The organism is Microcoleus sp. Z1_A1 (assembly GCF_036700305.1).
Lineage (GTDB): Bacteria > Cyanobacteriota > Cyanobacteriia > Cyanobacteriales > Microcoleaceae > Microcoleus.
In genome coordinates this window covers 55,185-70,771 of sequence record NZ_JAUBOR010000026.1, presented here as the reverse complement: position 1 = coordinate 70,771, position 15,587 = coordinate 55,185, and the positions used below count along the sequence as shown (strand labels likewise).

Annotated in this window: 15 protein-coding genes and 1 tRNA gene; 6 read left to right on the top strand and 10 right to left on the bottom strand. The window is 45.4% G+C overall.

What is annotated here, in order from left to right; translation table 11 throughout:
• Positions 1 to 573: 573 nt before the first annotated feature.
• From moeB to QT973_RS17800, 9 genes are all read right to left on the bottom strand, one after another.
• Complete coding sequence (gene moeB, locus QT973_RS17840; protein ID WP_333391840.1) at positions 574 to 1,746, bottom strand: molybdopterin-synthase adenylyltransferase MoeB; 1,173 nt, start codon at positions 1,744 to 1,746, stop codon at positions 574 to 576.
• A 79-nt stretch (positions 1,747 to 1,825) separates the two neighbouring features.
• On the bottom strand, positions 1,826 to 2,305 hold the full coding sequence (locus tag QT973_RS17835; RefSeq protein ID WP_333054334.1) for a M67 family metallopeptidase: 480 nt from the start codon (positions 2,303 to 2,305) through the stop codon (positions 1,826 to 1,828).
• 258 nt (positions 2,306 to 2,563) lie between these two features.
• Positions 2,564 to 2,791, bottom strand: a complete 228-nt coding sequence (locus tag QT973_RS17830) for a ferredoxin family protein (RefSeq protein WP_333054336.1) — start codon at positions 2,789 to 2,791, stop codon at positions 2,564 to 2,566.
• 130 nt (positions 2,792 to 2,921) lie between these two features.
• Positions 2,922 to 4,157, bottom strand: a complete 1,236-nt coding sequence (locus QT973_RS17825) for an ATP phosphoribosyltransferase regulatory subunit (protein WP_333054338.1) — start codon at positions 4,155 to 4,157, stop codon at positions 2,922 to 2,924.
• Between the two features lie 823 nt (positions 4,158 to 4,980).
• Complete coding sequence (locus QT973_RS17820; protein WP_333054340.1) at positions 4,981 to 5,883, bottom strand: tetratricopeptide repeat protein; 903 nt, start codon at positions 5,881 to 5,883, stop codon at positions 4,981 to 4,983.
• 136 nt (positions 5,884 to 6,019) lie between these two features.
• A complete protein-coding gene (gene ltrA / locus QT973_RS17815; RefSeq protein WP_333054342.1) occupies positions 6,020 to 7,750 on the bottom strand; it encodes a group II intron reverse transcriptase/maturase in 1,731 nt (576 codons plus the stop codon).
• Positions 7,751 to 8,445: 695 nt separating this feature from the next.
• On the bottom strand, positions 8,446 to 9,261 hold the full coding sequence (locus QT973_RS17810; protein ID WP_333391837.1) for an inositol monophosphatase family protein: 816 nt from the start codon (positions 9,259 to 9,261) through the stop codon (positions 8,446 to 8,448).
• A 240-nt stretch (positions 9,262 to 9,501) separates the two neighbouring features.
• Positions 9,502 to 10,017: a thermonuclease family protein gene (locus tag QT973_RS17805; protein ID WP_333054346.1), complete on the bottom strand. Its 516-nt coding sequence runs from the start codon at positions 10,015 to 10,017 to the stop codon at positions 9,502 to 9,504.
• Positions 10,018 to 10,051: 34 nt separating this feature from the next.
• A complete protein-coding gene (locus tag QT973_RS17800; RefSeq protein ID WP_172186552.1) occupies positions 10,052 to 10,420 on the bottom strand; it encodes a 2Fe-2S iron-sulfur cluster-binding protein in 369 nt (122 codons plus the stop codon).
• Between the two features lie 214 nt (positions 10,421 to 10,634).
• Between QT973_RS17800 and QT973_RS17795 the strand changes: the two genes are divergently transcribed.
• Positions 10,635 to 10,719, top strand: a tRNA-Ser gene (locus tag QT973_RS17795).
• A 288-nt stretch (positions 10,720 to 11,007) separates the two neighbouring features.
• Here the strand turns inward: QT973_RS17795 and QT973_RS17790 are convergent.
• The gene (locus QT973_RS17790) at positions 11,008 to 11,817 is read right to left on the bottom strand and encodes a pentapeptide repeat-containing protein (protein WP_333372804.1); all 810 of its coding nucleotides are present in this window, start codon (positions 11,815 to 11,817) and stop codon (positions 11,008 to 11,010) included.
• Positions 11,818 to 11,888: 71 nt separating this feature from the next.
• Between QT973_RS17790 and QT973_RS17785 the strand changes: the two genes are divergently transcribed.
• The 5 genes from QT973_RS17785 to QT973_RS17765 all read left to right on the top strand — a co-directional run.
• A complete protein-coding gene (locus QT973_RS17785; protein ID WP_333232907.1) occupies positions 11,889 to 12,791 on the top strand; it encodes a phosphodiester glycosidase family protein in 903 nt (300 codons plus the stop codon).
• Between the two features lie 293 nt (positions 12,792 to 13,084).
• A complete protein-coding gene (locus QT973_RS17780; RefSeq protein WP_333207945.1) occupies positions 13,085 to 13,429 on the top strand; it encodes a HEAT repeat domain-containing protein in 345 nt (114 codons plus the stop codon).
• Between the two features lie 75 nt (positions 13,430 to 13,504).
• Positions 13,505 to 14,719 carry a transposase gene (locus tag QT973_RS17775; protein WP_333207947.1) on the top strand — a complete coding sequence of 405 codons (1,215 nt, stop codon included), beginning with the start codon at positions 13,505 to 13,507 and terminating at the stop codon, positions 14,717 to 14,719.
• 132 nt (positions 14,720 to 14,851) lie between these two features.
• A complete protein-coding gene (locus QT973_RS17770) occupies positions 14,852 to 14,992 on the top strand; it encodes a hypothetical protein (protein WP_333208011.1) in 141 nt (46 codons plus the stop codon).
• A gap of 60 nt (positions 14,993 to 15,052) precedes the next feature.
• A partial coding sequence (locus tag QT973_RS17765; protein ID WP_333207948.1) for a ribbon-helix-helix protein, CopG family occupies positions 15,053 to 15,587 on the top strand: 535 nt, incomplete at its 3' end.

The window sequence follows — 15,587 nt, the reverse complement described above, 5'->3', positions numbered from 1 at the left end:
CGTAGGGGCGGGTTCACCAACCATAATTGCCACAAATCGACAATCTCAAAAACCCGCCCCCACCCACTAAGAATCATGATGTACATAGTCCTCGTAGGGGCGGGTTCACCAACCATAATTGCCACAAATCGACAATCTCAAAAACCCGCCCCCACCCAACGAAAAATACCAACCTACATTTTCCGATGCGATGAAAATTCCAGGTTGATGTGGGTTATCGGTGGTGGGGGGCGGGTTTATCTAGATTGTTAGTATTTGTTAGATATTGTTGGTGGAACCCGCCCCTACAAAATCTGGGTAAAAGTATTGTACAAAAAACTCGGGTTTTTCCCCACAAAAAATGTACAATATCCCAAACATGGGTAGTGCATCGAAAGGGCGATCGCATTTTATCAAGCAGCTAGTGAAGTTTACACCCGCCCTGCTTTCCCGCAACAATGGGCGATGACTCAAAATAATTTGGCAAATGCTTACCAAGATAGAATCAAAGGAGAACAGGGTGAGAATACAGTTGCCGCCGCCATAATCCCGGTTCCGGGCGGGTGATTTGCCCGCCCCAGAAAAAGATTAGCCTTAATATTGAGGTACAGACGGGTCTACTTCTTGACTCCAAGCAGTAATTCCGCCCTTAACATTAATCCCCTCAATTCCAGCTTCCTTCAAAATGCCCAAAGCCTTCGCAGAACGCCCGCCCATTTTGCAGTGTGCAATCAAGCGGTGGCCGTTCAACAATTCCTTGACCTTAGCGACACCTGCGCCATGTTCGATATCCGGCAAAGGAACCAAAACAGACCCAGGAATTTGACAAATTTGATACTCGTTGGGATTGCGAACATCCAACAATACAAAATCCTTCGCACCGCTGTCGATTAACTCCTTAAGTTCCGTGACAGTCATCTCAGGAACTTGCGTTTGCTGACTTGCTTCCTGCGCTTTTGATTGAGGAATGCCGCAGAATTCTTCGTAATCGATTAACTTTTCAATTACCGGGCGCACTGGATTAGGCCGCAGTTTCAATTGCCGGAAAGTCATATCTAAGGCATTGTAAAGCAACAATCTGCCGCTCAAAGTAGTGCCTTGACCCAAGATAATTTTGATAGCTTCCGTTGCTTGGATAGACCCGACAACTCCGCACAAAACGCCTAAAACGCCGCCTTCTGCACAAGAAGGAACCATCCCAGGAGGCGGGGGTTCTGGGTACAAATCGCGATAATTCGGGCCGCCTTCGTAATTGAAAACTGTTGCTTGTCCTTCAAATCGGAAGATAGAACCGTAGACATTCGGCTTGTTTAGAAGCACGGAAACGTCGTTCATCAAATAGCGAGTCGGGAAGTTGTCCGTCCCGTCGATGATGATATCGTAAGGAGTGGCAATGTCGATCGCATTTTCCGAACTAACGCGAGTTTCGTACAAATCAACTTGGCAAAAAGGATTAATTTCTAAAATCCGATTTTTAGCCGACTCAATCTTCGGTTTCCCAACCCAAGAAGTGCCGTGAATTACTTGCCGCTGCAAATTAGAATGGTCTACAACATCAAAGTCTACAATCCCAATGCGGCCAACACCGGCTGCGGCTAAATACAGCAGCAGCGGCGAACCGAGGCCTCCCGTACCGATGCAGAGCACGCTGGCAGCTTTGAGACGCTTCTGTCCATCCAATCCAACTTCTGGCAGGATCAGGTGGCGAGAGTAGCGTTCGTATTCTTGTTTGTTGAGCTGGATCTCCTCCAGATTAGGATTTAGCATGATATTGTGTGTAGCGCAGATTTTGAATTACATCCTATCTGAATCTTTCGCATTTTTACCTGTTTGTTATTTTTACTAATTATTTCTTAATCTCAGTCGGTTCCTGTGCGAGAATTTCCTCTGCTTGAAAGTTCCCCTCTCCGTCAAGACTCCAACTGCGGAGGTCTTCCCAACAGCCTTGTCGGACGGACACAATGATATAAGAGTATTCCGCCCACGCCAATGCCCGATCGCACTCTGAGGGCACTGCGGGACAATCCGTGTGAGAATGATATATACCGATAATATCCAGACTGCGATCGCGCCCGTGTTTCATCGCCCGCAACATATCTTCGGGCTTAATAGCATATCTGCGTCTTTCTGTCAATCCCTTTTCTTCAGGCCAATTCTCCTCAGCTTCCGCACTCCAAGCATTGTCAGTCGGCCAAACTTCCACTAAAGTTTTAACATCGCCAGTAACTCGACCGAGCAACAAACCGCAGCATTCTTCAGGATAAGCGCTTTCGGCGTGGGTACGCATGGATAAAATATGAGAGTCGGAAAGTGCGATCGGCTGCATGGGATTTTATTGTAAAGTGCGATCGGGCTTTTTTTTAAACGAACCGCGAAGACGCGAAGGACACGAAGGAAGAGAAGAGAAGGGAAAAGAAAGAACTCACAAAAGTAACATAATTAATTACCTCACTTAGATATCTAAACGTTAGATTTTTCAGTTCTTTCTCACTCTTCTTCTCTGTGTCCTCTGCGCCCTCTGTGGTTCAAAAAAAAATGTAGGGTGAGCCGCAGCGCACCTTACGGATGAAGTTAATTAATGCAATCAAGTCGGAGTTTGCTGCAACTCGGGCCGCTCATCTGGAACGATCGCACCTTCGACAGGACACACCTGCAAACAAATACCGCAGTCAATACAGGTATCAAAATCAATCCAAAACCAATCAGTACCCTTGACATTTTTGCCAGGGCCGGGGTGAATGCAAGCAACCGGACAAGCGCCGACACAATCAGCAATTCCCTCGCAAATATTCGTAACAATAGTGTGTGCCATAGTGTTCTCTCAAAAGATTTTAGTTAGATAGGGGATTAGCAATTAGTAATTGGCAAAACCTGATCTCAATCAGCAGGATACATAATATCATATCAGGTGATTTTTAACCAATTACCAATTACCAATTAGCCTAATTTACCGTTTCAATTGTTGGCAATCCTTCGGCATTTACCCAAGCAATTTGAGCAATTCGTCGATCGCGCGCGAATTCCCGCGCCGCCTCCTCTGTCTCCCGACTCTCCAAATCTATTTCCACCCGAACTAGGTGACTAGAGTCTCGGAGTTTGCGAGCGTAAGCAAAGGCCGCCGCCCCAGCTTCAGGAGTTAGAGGCACAACCAACCAGTCGCTAGCGGGCGTCTGGGTGGGCAATTGCCCCTCTGTCAGCAAAACTTGGTGCAAATCTTCAATATTCAGACAAAACCCGATGCCGGGGGAATTTTGCCCTTGGGGATCGAACAGTCCCAACAGTTGGTCGTAGCGTCCCCCTTGTCCTAAAACTCGCTGTCCTGTCTTGCTGCTGCTGACAACTTCAAACACAATTCCAGTGTAGTAGTCAAATGTTTGAATTAAACTCAAATCGAGGTGAATGTGGGATTTGAGATTGGGAATTTTTGATTGACATTGGTGCAGCAATTCGATCGCCGATTTGAGATTATTTAACGCGGCTTGCTGGGGCAAATCTAAATCCAGCTTAGCAACAATTGGCAACACCTCTTCTGGGCGGCCGCGCAAGTCAAATAACAGCAGAGCTCTTTCTCGCAATTCCGTTGACAGCGGCAAAGTTTCCAAGGCAATTCGATCGAGATTGGCGATCGCCCCCCGAACTTTCTGGCGCACGTTTGGCGGAAACGGTTCCAGCAATGTCGCAGTCAAGCCCGCTTCTCCCAAAACCAAATGCCAGTCATCAATTTCCAAGCTCTGCAAGCACTCAGACAGCAGCAGCAGCACTTCCGCATCCGCAACCGCCCCCCCCGCGCCGAGGAGTTCTACCCCAGCTTGATAGAACTCCTGTTGCCCGCCTGAGCCAGTATCTGGGCCTTTGCGGAACACGTTAGCGTTGTAGTAGAGGCGCTGAGGCTGCCAGCGAGTCCCGGCCATCCGCATTGCAGCCGCGCGGGCGATGGATGCTGTCAATTCCGGCCGCAAACCAAGTTCTCCATCCTCGGCGTCTTGCAGTTGAATTAAGGTCGATCGGTCGATCGCGCCCCCAGCCATCAATGTCTCCAGCCTTTCTAGAGTAGAGGTAATAATCCGGTGATAGCCCCAGCGGTGAAAAACCTGCTGTAAGCGCCGTTCGATCGAAATTTTTTGAGCAACGTCAAGGGGCAATAAATCTCTTGCACCCGATGGGGGTTGGTGAACCATATCAATTTTAGATTTTAGACTTTAGATTTTAGATGGGGCTTAGAAGCTTAGCTTTATGGACGGTGTTAAAGTCGAACCAGGCAAGCTTAACATTCGACTTTAACAAATTAAGGTGTCATCGGAATTTTAGATTTTAGATTTTAGATTTTAGATTGGGCTTAGAAGCTTAGCTTTAGGGGACGGTGTTAAAGTCGAACCAGGCAAGCTTAACATTCGACTTTAACAAATTAAGGTGTCATCGGAATTTTAGATTTTAGATTTTAGATTTTAGATTGGGCTTAGAAGCTTAGCTTTAGGGGACGGTGTTAAAGTCGAACCAGGCAAGCTTAACATTCGACTTTAACAAATTAAGGTGTCATCGGAATTTTAGATTTTAGATTTTAGATTTTAGATTGGGCTTAGAAGCTTAGCTTTAGGGGACGGTGTTAAAGTCGAAGCAGGCAAGCTTAACATTCGACTTTAACAAATTAAGGTGTCATCGGAATTTTAGATTTTAGATTTTAGATTTTAGATTTTAGATTGGGTTCAGAGGCTTAGCTTTAGGGAACGGTGTTAAAGTCGAACCAGGCAAGCTTAACATTCGACTTTAACAAATTCAGGCGTCATATCCTTTTCGTTTCCATCGAAATAATCATTTTCCCCGTCAGTGCGATCGTCCCGTTCTTTCTGGAGCATCCGCGATCGCGGGACGATCGCACTGACAGTATAATTCCGATGTCACCGGATTTGATATCACCAAGTCTTGATTGTTTGGCTCGATCACACTCGACTGCTGAGCTGTTCACCCGTTTCTCAATATTCAAGACTCACAACTCACAACTTCTCACTTCTTCTTCCCGCCAAACAAACTTGCAAAAAATCCTGGTTTTTCATCACCTTTTTTTGCCTTGGCGGAAGCTTGTTCCAGCTTTTTCTTAACCTCCAAAGCCGTCGGTTCTTCTGGATTTGACGCCAAAGCTTTGTTCATCTCAAGTTTTGCCATTGTGGCTTGATTTTGTTCAAGGTAACACATTGCTAACATAGCGTGAGCCTTGCTGTGTTTCGGGGCACCCTTCAGGACTTCCCTCAACTCCAAACTTGCTTTAGCGTAATTTTTGCTGTCCATAAATCCTTGAGCTCGGCGGCAATAAGCTTCGATCCGCGGGTCGTCTTTGTCCGGGGGTAGATTTGGGGGTAGATTTGGGGTTGGGGTTGGAATTGGGGTTGGGGGAATTGGGGTTGGGGGTGGTGGCGGAGTTGCAATGCCAATGCGCTCTTTTCGCAGCAGGTAAACCATGTTAAGTTCGCTAATTTGATCGATCGCCTCTTGCGTTTCCTTAACTGATTCGTACTGCTTGAGAGCGAGTTTGCTAACTGCTGTTTTGTAAGCTTCTTCCCAATCTTTAGCGGTAGCTAACTGTTTGGCTGCTTCGCTTTCAATTTGCATTTTCGCCTGTTCTTTAACAACGCGCTTGGCGATGGCTGCTAATAGCAGGCTGTATTCTTTGCGATCGCTTTCCTTAGAGAATTTATTGTAAGCCGGATTGACTACTTTTGACAAAAATTGGTTAGCCCAATCTTTATCGGCTTGGCTTTCAAAAGAGCAAGTATCCGAATGCAACCGGCGGGCGATTTTCATGTAGCGCTTGCGGATGTCGTTAAACTCGGCGTCTAAGGGAACTCCCAAAATTGCGTGCTGATCTGTAAAGTCATACTTGAACAGCCCTTTTGTCATTTCAAAAGACATAACTTTTACTCTTCCTTTCCTGGCTTTGTTAGAGTCGATAGGGGCATTTCTACCCCTACCTCTCCTTCAGAACCGGACATGAGACTTTCGCCTCATCCGGCTCCTTGATATCTTCATCCTTTGTTAAGGATACAATTCAAAACGGATTGTTACAATAGTCCTTGTTGAGAGAACCGTCATTTTCCGTTTTTGTGTCGTGGCAGTGTTTATGTAGAAGTTGGAGGTTTTTGTACTCATCCTTACCGCCTAATGAGCGAGGTTGGATATGGTCAACTTCTACAATGTCTGTAGGTGTGAAATACAGACCACAGTGGGTACATTTACCTTTTTGTGTCTTAAGCAGTGTTGCCACTCTTTTTGGTGTTTCCGGGTATTCTCCGCGTCTCTTGCTCCAGTAAATCCAGTTACCATCGTAAGGCGTTGCGTTACCCTTCACTTTGGCGTGCCTTACAATAGGCGTTGCTTTGTGTTGGACTAATTCTAAACCTTCTTCTGTGCTGAAACACCAATTTCTGTCGCCTACTGTTCGCCAGTATTTGTCTTTATTGATGCTACCTTTTCCCCGTCTTCTCGCCCATGCTCTTAGTTTGTCATAGGTAAGACTGTCTACCTTGTTAAAGGTATCTTTACTTACTACTGTTGAGTAATAGTTTGACCATCCCCTAATTATTGGATTCAGCCGACTAATTAAAGCGACTTGGGGGGCGGTGTTATGGGTGTCTATCACTTCTGCAATTTTAGCCAGATGGGCTTTGACTTTGGGCTTAGACGGGGTGATTAATGTTGTAAAACCTAGCGGTATTCCTACTGTATTTTTAGCACTTCGATAGTTGCCTACCTTGTGTTGTTGTACATGGAATCCTAAGAACTCAAACCCAACATTTCCATTATATTCGTTGAGGGTGTGGGTTAATTTTGTTTTACTTGGCTTCAATTCTAAGCCAACATCACTTAACCATTCTGCAATTATTTTCTGACAGGCTAGTATTACTTCAATGTCTTTGTGAATAATCACAAAATCATCGGCGTACCGGATTAAACTTAAAGAACCTCGTTTATCTTTTTTACTGATTCCGTAGTATCCTTTTGTTAGCGTTTCCGCATATTGTTTGACCCGTTCTTCCATTCCATGTAAGGCAATGTTAGCCAAAAGTGGAGAGATGACCCCACCTTGTGGTGTGCCTTCTTTGGTCGGGAAGATTTCACCTTGGTCTAATACCCCACTTTTAAGCCAGGACTTAATTTGTGTTCGGAGTCCTGGATAGGTATTGATTTTGTCAAGTAATGCTTTGTGATTAATGCGGTCAAAACATTTGGAAATATCAGCGTCTAGCACATATTTAGCTTTGTATCTGATACTGTCAAAGATAGCTCCAATCGCATCGTGACATGACCTACCGGGTCTAAAACCGTATGAGTTTGGCTCAAATTTTGCCTCCCATTCTGGCTCAAGTGCTGCTTTCACAACTGCTTGTAAGGCGCGGTCGTACATTGTAGGTATTCCTAATGGTCTTGACTCATTAGTTCCTGGTTTTGGTATCATTACCCGACGAGTCGGTTGAGATTTACCAGTTATTTTGAGTTGACTTACTAGCTTTAATCGTTGCTTTGGGGTTAACAATTTTATGCCATCCACACCTGCTGTACGCTTGCCAGTATTGTCTTGTGTTACCCGTCGTACCGCTAGAACCTTATTAGACCATGAATTAATCAAGGTCTTTTGAAGCTTCCGAACTGCTTTAACATCGCCACGCTCACTTGCTCGATAGATACGTCTTTGCAACTTAAATGTCAATCTTTCGGCTTTTCGCCAATTGATTTGATTCCATTCCACCGTCGGGTTGTCCCGCGTTTTAGACTTATTCATTGCTACTAAGTTCCTATCCTTGAAGTTACCGTGTACCCGTCTGCATATCTCTGTCATTACAACAGAGCATTGGCTTCTGATACAATCCCTCTCTCATATATTGTTCGTTAGCTACTTACTGGATAATAGACATGATTCCAGAAATATATAAGAGTTACTTCGTTCCAAATACACATTGTTTGAGTTTTTAGTGCGATGCTATCCACCGGGTTTATGGGCGGTGCTTATAGGTCAAGTGTGAAATTGCCTATGCCCTAGCCTTGCCTTTTGGCTTGGTCTTAATCAGTCTTTACCGTGTTTTTTCAACGGGTTTATTCTTGATTTAGCCATTTGACCATCTGAAAATTACGATGGTTCAGACACATCTTTGCTTTCGCTACACATGAACTCGTGCTCGACAGTTACCAGTTTCGGCTACCAGTAGTTCTTGTCTTTTATCCCCGCTTTACCCTATTGGTTGCTACCCAACAAAATAGGGGATATGCTTTTACCGCTGCACTTGCGGACTAGGACTAGGGACTTGTGAATCCTGCACCTAGATGTGTATTCAGTTATACTAACCAGTTGGTTAGGCTAACCTTCCCTGAGTATTGCTACCCATTTGGGTTAAACGAATCGCACTCACTATTCTTTAATGTAGCTTGAGTCAAGGGGTTCTGACCCCCGTACTACCCCCGATCTATTGCTGGGAGGTGCTACTTCCAAGAAGATAAGGGAGGAACGGCTAGCAGTGCGCCGCTGAGTTCGGCGTGTATTTTGCCGTTTGTGGCCAAAATCCGACCAGAGTTCATCTCAAAGGCACTACCGTCATAAGCTGTAATTTGACCTCCGGCTTCGGAGACGATGACTACACCTGCTGCTACGTCCCAAGGGGCGAGTCCCCGTTCCCAGTATCCGTCCGATCGCCCCATCGCGAGGTGTGCCAGGTCTAGGGATGCGGAACCGCTGCGCCGCACGCCTTGGGTGAGGTGGGTGAGATGACAGAATTCGGCATAATTATTGTCTGCTGTTTCGCGCCGATCGTATGCAAAGCCAGTGACTAGCAAGCTGGTTCTCAATTCTGGGATTTGGGAAACTTCGATCGGCGATCGGTTGCAGGTTGCTCCCAATCCTTTGCCTGCCCGAAACAATTCGTTATGAAAAGGGTCGTAAATTACTCCGATTTGTGGTATGCCGTCGATTAAAAGTCCGATCGACACGGCCCAAAAAGGATATTGGTGAGCATAATTTGTTGTGCCGTCCAAAGGGTCGATCGCCCACAGGTATTTGCTGCTAGCATCCCCTAATTTGCCGGATTCTTCGGCGAGGATGGCGTGGTGGGGTACGTGGCGGCCGAGAATTTCTAAGATGACGGCTTCTGAGGCTTTATCAGCTTCTGTGACTAAATCGCCCGATCGGCCTTTTTCTTGAATTTTTTCTAATTTTCCGCAGAAAGATTGCAGGACGGAACCGGCGGCTAGGGCTGCTTCGGTGGCTATTTCTAAGAAGTTTTGCAGTTGATTGTCAGTCATTTGTTAGTTGTTAGTTGTCAGTTGTCAGTTGTCAGTTGTCAGTTGTTAGTTGTTAGTTGTTAGTTGTCAGTTGTCAGTTGTCAACAATTCCCAACTGACCGAAAGCATCCACGATACCCGCCACGTGATTCATCCGTCCAGAAATAAAAACCTGTACCCGATGAAACTTGCCGAACGTATTTATCGGTGGGGTCAATGCTTCAATCTAAAATCTAAAATCTAAAATCTAAAATCGATTGACTATTTCCGATTTTGTTGGCGGAATTCTGCGGGAGTTTGGCGCAAAGCTCGTTCTGGATTCCACAGGCCTTTACCCATGAGTCTCGCCCATTCTTGAGCGTTGATGAGTCGCTGCTGGTATTTGGTGTTGGGCGATCGCACCCAGGCCAGGGCATAACCTTCTTTGACTAGCTGTTCGTTGAGCAAATTTTTATCTTGCCACAAGTAGGCTAGTTTGCGATCGAACTGGTCTTTCTCTTCGATGTCTGATTCTAACAATACCTGTTTTCCCCTAGTTAGCTGTTCTAGTCTTTGTTTGGCTGCTTCTCCCCAAGGCTGCTGTTTTAAATCCGGCGCATCAATACCAATTAGCCTGATTTGTTCTAATAAGGCTATTTTGTCGGCTGTACTGATAACTTCGATTGTTTGGCCGCTGATGGCCCTTTCTACTTTGGCGATCGTACCTTGGGGCATTTCTGGTTTTTGGCAGCTAGCTAGCCACAGACAAAGGGCGATCGCAAATAACCGATAAAGCATGGATAATTGGTAGTTGATAATTTATCAAATTGCCTTATTCTTCATCCAACGGCAAACCAGCTTTAACTTTACCTTTGCCGAAGTAGCGGCCGAACTGCAGTTCGTACACTTCGTCTTCGTCTTGCGTCTCTACCTCAATGTTGGAACGGGGATAGCTGACGCACAGCAGGGCATAACCTTCTTTTTGCAGTTCCACAGACAGCCCCATTGCTTCTGGCTGGTGCAGTTCCCCCGACTTGACGCGCACCGCACAGGCGGTACAAGCGCCGTTGCGGCAGGAAAAGGGCAATTCTACTCCTTGGTTTTCGGCGCTTTGCAGGATGTAGCGGTCTTCGGGTACTCGCACGGTGTGGCGATCGCCTGTCTGTCTGTTATGAATTTTAATTGTGTAAGAGTGAGTCATGGAATTTTAGATTTTAGATTTTAGATTTTAGATTGGGGTTTGGCGGGCAAACTCCTTTAGATGAAGGGGTTTGCGACATAGGTAGGAGAATCCAAGCCGGCTCGTTTGACACCCTATCCACATTAAACAGTAAATTTATGCCGTTACCCCTTCCCAAATCAGATTTGTTCTGTTAATATAGTTTAGCTGTGGCTAAATGAATTAATTTAGCCCTGGAGAGGTGGCCGAGCGGTTGAAGGCGCACGCCTGGAAAGTGTGTTTAGGGCAACTTAACGAGGGTTCGAATCCCTCCCTCTCCGTTAATCAAGCTGTTTAGGCAAAAAAAACAGCTTGCAAAAAAAATCTCTGATATGAGATAAATAGTTTGATTAGAGCGAGATCCCTTGAATTCTTTGAGAAAAATCAAGGGATCTCGCTTTTATATTTTTGAGGGTAAATTAGGGCGATCGCGCCGAGAATAAACACCCAGATATAATGCCAATAGTAGAAAACCATAGTGACCTACACCAATCGCCACCGTTTGCAGCAAAGCGTCGCTTTCTGCTGGCTCAATTACTGTTTGAATATCAGTCGGGTAATTTTAGATTTTAAATTTTAGATTTAAGATTGAGGTAACTTATATCGAACTTAGCATCAGCGAGATTTGCCCCTCTGAAAGAAGTACCCTCAGCATTTCCAATCTCTCGAACCATAGCGGAGAAAGACACAAACGCAAACCAAAGATACAGCAGCGACAGCAAACCGAAACACATACCCCAAAACAGTTTGTGAGTGCTCAGAAAAGCGCTCGCCGTTGCACTGAACAAAAAAGCCGCTGCGTAAGTCGCCACACTTCCAGCCGATGCGATCGCCACCTGTGCAAATTGGCCACGAATCCGGGAATTCACAAAAAACATTAACACCCCGCCGATCGACATTCCAGCAAGAGCAGCCTGGGAATTATTATTAGTTGCAGTGCCAGCATAGAAAAATCCCAACAAAGCTCCTGATAGAATAGCAGAAATTGTTCGTGCCAATCTACCCGCTTTTGAGGTTTTTGGCTGTTTGCTGGCGATCGCCGAAGCGAAGCCAGCAGCGCTCAAAACCCCGTACAGCAACAGAACAAAAGGCCAACTGCCAGAGCCCGGTAATTGTCCTTGAGATCCCAAAATCAGTCGAGTCAGAACATCGCCCACAACCAAACAAATCGCGATCGCCCCTGCAGTCAAAACAGCTATCTGTCGCCGAGAAAGCCCGATTTTCGCACCGATAAAATTCGCACCCGCTAACTGAGCATTTCTAAAATTGCAGCCTCGAACATCCGCACCGCTGAAATCAGCACCGTTAAGAACTTGTCCTTGGAACGATCGATTTCGTAAAATTTGATTGCTAAAATTATGGGAATCCGAATACTTCATATTAGTACAGGATGCTTAAAAATATATAAATCTCTCAGTGTTCCCGTCCCCCATCTCAAATCTAAAATGGTATGACTTATCGGCCCACGATCAAACAAATTTGGCAGATTCTCGGTCTCGGAATATTGCTCGCACCCATACTACTCTACAACATTCCCTACTTTTTGCGTCCCCAACAAACAAACGAAGCCCGATCGCTCTTTCAAGGAATAGCCTACCGCAAGGAATTTCGGACTAATCCGCGTCCCACCCTAATTCACATTGTTAGCATCGACCTAAAAGCGCCGGGAATAGGAATTTTTGTCACTCCCGGAAATCCAACACCCGATTTAACAGAAACCAATGCCCGCACGGCTACTGAATTCCTGAAAGAATTTAAATTGCAATTAGCAGTCAACGGCAACTTTTTTTATCCCTGCATCGAGAAAGCACCTTGGGATTACTATCCCCGCAGTGGCGATCGAGTAAATAATGTCGGACACGCCATTGCCAAAAGCCAAGCTTATTCTGAACCCAATCCAGACTTTCCCGCCCTTTGTTTTGATGCCAAAAACCGCGCTCAAATAATCGAAAACGGCACTTGTCCTGCGGGAACAGCCTATGCCGTTGCCGGAGATACTTTGCTGGTAAAAAATGGCCAGCCCGTAGCACAAAGTCAGGAAGAACGCAAGCAGGATAAACCCTATCCCCGTGCAGTCGCGGCGATCGACAAAACAGGCGATAAGTTGTGGTTAATTCTGGCAGACGGCAAGCAGAGGCTTTACAGTGAAGGGCTGAAATTGAGTGAAATAGCTGATATTTCGATGCAGTTGGGAGCGGAGACAGTGCTGAATTTAGATGGCGGCGGGTCGGTAACTTTTGCAGTAGCATCGCCGTCAGGAGCGAAACTGTTGAATGCTCCGATTCAGAATAAAATTCCCATGCAGGAACGTCCAATTGCCAATCATTTAGGATTTTATGCGCCGGAGAATTAGGGTTTTAACTGGCGCTTTAATCTCCGAAAAATGGGGTTAAAAATGATTCTATTGTATACTGCGCCCCAGCCGCGGCTTGTAAAAAATCGGATTTTAAAACCTATTTAAAAAATAAAGATGCCTCCGCATACTCAAATAAATAGGGTACTGATTGCCTTAATTACTAATACAAAAGCTCGCTTAAATACCCACAAAAATTCTGATTCAGCAGTGAAGTTTTTTTAAATCTGCCCCAAATCCGGGAATAATTGCTAAAATTGTAAAGAAACGTAACAAAAATTTATAATTGGCTTATGAAAATTGCCGAAGCCGCTAACTCTTTGTCAAGGTTCGGAACCGAGGCAATTTCTCATTTAGTGGAAGCTTTTCGCCGCGATGACAATTGGCTCGTCCGCCGCAGCATTATGGCTCCGCTGTACGAAATGCAGTGTCCTGATGCAGTATTTGAAATTTGTGCGATCGGTCTTGGCGACGAAGATTTACCAGTTCAGGAAGCAGCAATTGACGGATTGGGTGTGCTGGCAAATACCCCGAAGCAAGAACAGGCATTGCAGCAATTATTAGCTCTAGTAAGTTCGGATAACTGGGGAATTCGGCTGCGAGTTGCTCGCGCGCTGAGCAAATTTGACCAACAATAATGGGATTCAAGCCCCGTCCTTCTAGGACGGCTTTATTTATGGTAAGCTAGTTGCCGTAGGGTTTGTCCACGTCAAATGAGAGTTTTAGAGTTCAAAGCTAAAGGGAAAACAACTCAATACTCAGCAATAGATGAGGCGATTAGAACTGCTCAATTCGTCCGCAACAAATGTATCCGTTTTTGGATGGATAATCGCGGCGTAGGGCAAAAAGAGCTGTATCGCTACAACACCAAGCTGAGAGCTGAGTTTCCCTTTGTAAATACTTTGAACTCTCACGCTTGCCAAGTTGCTATTGAATGGGCATATTCCTCAATTGCTCGATTCTACGAAAATTGCAGGAAGTCTATTCCCGGAAAGAAGGGATATCCAAAATTTAAGAAGAATTGCCGCTCGGTAGAGTACAAAACTTCTGGCTGGAAGCTTTCCCCCGATAGACGCTCAATCAATTTCATTGATAAGAAGGGCATTGGTAAACTTAAACTTAAAGGGACGTGGGACTTACACTTCTACCAACTAGACCAAATAAAGCGGGTTAGGCTAGTGCGTCGTGCCGATGGCTACTACGTTCAGTTCTTGGTGAAAATCGAAACTGGAAAACTAGACATTGAGCCGACAGGTAGAATTGTTGGATTAGATGTAGGAATCAAGGAGTTCTACAGCGATAGCAATGGTCATACTGAGCCTAACCCTAAATTTTATCGAGCAGGCGAGAAGCGTCTAAAGTTTCGACAAAGACGTGTTTCTCGTAAAAGAAAATGCTCTGCCAATCGTAAACGAGCCATTAATAGACTAGGACGACTACACCTCAAAATAAGTAGGCAACGTGAAGAATATGCCAAGAGACTGGCACGTTGTGTAATCCAATCTAACGATTTGGTCGCCTATGAAGACTTGAGGATTAAGAACTTAGTCAAGAACCATTGTCTTGCCAAGTCTATTAATGATGCGGGTTGGTATCAGTTCAGGAAATGGTTAGAGTATTTCGGGGTTAAGTTTGGCAAGATAACCGTAGCGGTCAATCCTGCCTACACCTCTGAGGAATGCTCTAATTGCGGCACGTTAATCAAAAAATCCCTCTCTATGAGAACCCACACTTGCCAATGCGGCTTCGTCTTAGACCGGGATTGGAATGCTGCTATTAATATCCTGAAATTAGCCTTGAGTACGGTAGGGCATACCGGAACTTGGGTCATAGATCCGAACGCTTCGGGAGATTCGACCTCTACCTTGGTTGGAGTAATCCTGCTAGGGCAAGTTGGGTCTATGAACGAAGAATCCTCGTGCCTTTAGGCCCAGGAGTGTCAAAATCCTCAAGCTCGCGCTGCTGTGAGCTATTTGGCAAAAGATCGAGATCATCGGGTTGCAGGTGCGACTTTGGAAGCTTCGCTTTAAAACAACGGCTTACAAGCTCAACTGTAATATCTGCCGTATCGTGCCGAAAAAAACCCGGCCGAGGGAATGTTTAAGCGGTTCTACGGCGAGGAATGGATCGAAGAGTATATTCACGAATTTTTGTTCAATTGGGAACAGAAGCTGGCACAATTGGTAAGTAACAAGAATTAATTTTAATAGAAGCTTCAGCCACTACACTTATTAGTGTAGGTTGGCATGAGGAAAATGCCAATGGTCAAAAAAAATCGCAATGTAGTTAGTTCCAATTCAGAAAGTAAAGTCAAAGTCGGACTTTCGCTGACTTCTTCTAGTGCCGATCGATTAAACGTGATCGCTCGCAAGCTCGGAATATCAAGGTCGGAACTCCTAGAACGCTTGGCACAAGGCGCTCTGGATATTTCTAAGGACAAGACGGAAGTTACTGTCACTTGGAAAAAAGGTGAAGAAACTGAGGTAGAGGCAGCCCCCTTGCAAGGGGAAACAGCCGAAGAAAGCGAAGTTAATGACGCTGTAACGGCAGAAACTCTATCGGACTCGGTGATTGTAAAGCCAAATCCGATGCCAGAAAGTTACGAAAGTTTACAGCAGCAGTTGAGTGAACGCGAAAGTTCGATCGCTTCTTTACAGCAGCAACTCGCTACCGAAAAGCAAAATCTCGAAAGCCAATTAGCCGAAACAGTAGCGAAGTCAAGTTACGAAAGTTTACAGCAGCAGTTGAGTGAACGCGAAAGTTCGATCGCTTCTTTACAGCAGCAACTCGCTACCG

Coding starts and splice junctions, on each gene's coding strand:
- moeB (WP_333391840.1), bottom strand. CDS start 1,746: ATGCTAAATCCTAATCTGGAGGAGATCCAGCTCAACAAACAAGAATAC.
- QT973_RS17830 (WP_333054336.1), bottom strand. CDS start 2,791: ATGGCACACACTATTGTTACGAATATTTGCGAGGGAATTGCTGATTGT.
- QT973_RS17790 (WP_333372804.1), bottom strand. CDS start 11,817: ATGAAGTATTCGGATTCCCATAATTTTAGCAATCAAATTTTACGAAAT.
- QT973_RS17835 (WP_333054334.1), bottom strand. CDS start 2,305: ATGCAGCCGATCGCACTTTCCGACTCTCATATTTTATCCATGCGTACC.
- QT973_RS17800 (WP_172186552.1), bottom strand. CDS start 10,420: ATGACTCACTCTTACACAATTAAAATTCATAACAGACAGACAGGCGAT.
- QT973_RS17810 (WP_333391837.1), bottom strand. CDS start 9,261: ATGACTGACAATCAACTGCAAAACTTCTTAGAAATAGCCACCGAAGCA.
- QT973_RS17820 (WP_333054340.1), bottom strand. CDS start 5,883: ATGTCTTTTGAAATGACAAAAGGGCTGTTCAAGTATGACTTTACAGAT.
- ltrA (WP_333054342.1), bottom strand. CDS start 7,750: ATGAATAAGTCTAAAACGCGGGACAACCCGACGGTGGAATGGAATCAA.
- QT973_RS17785 (WP_333232907.1), top strand. CDS start 11,889: ATGACTTATCGGCCCACGATCAAACAAATTTGGCAGATTCTCGGTCTC.
- QT973_RS17805 (WP_333054346.1), bottom strand. CDS start 10,017: ATGCTTTATCGGTTATTTGCGATCGCCCTTTGTCTGTGGCTAGCTAGC.
- QT973_RS17775 (WP_333207947.1), top strand. CDS start 13,505: ATGAGAGTTTTAGAGTTCAAAGCTAAAGGGAAAACAACTCAATACTCA.
- QT973_RS17780 (WP_333207945.1), top strand. CDS start 13,085: ATGAAAATTGCCGAAGCCGCTAACTCTTTGTCAAGGTTCGGAACCGAG.
- QT973_RS17825 (WP_333054338.1), bottom strand. CDS start 4,157: ATGGTTCACCAACCCCCATCGGGTGCAAGAGATTTATTGCCCCTTGAC.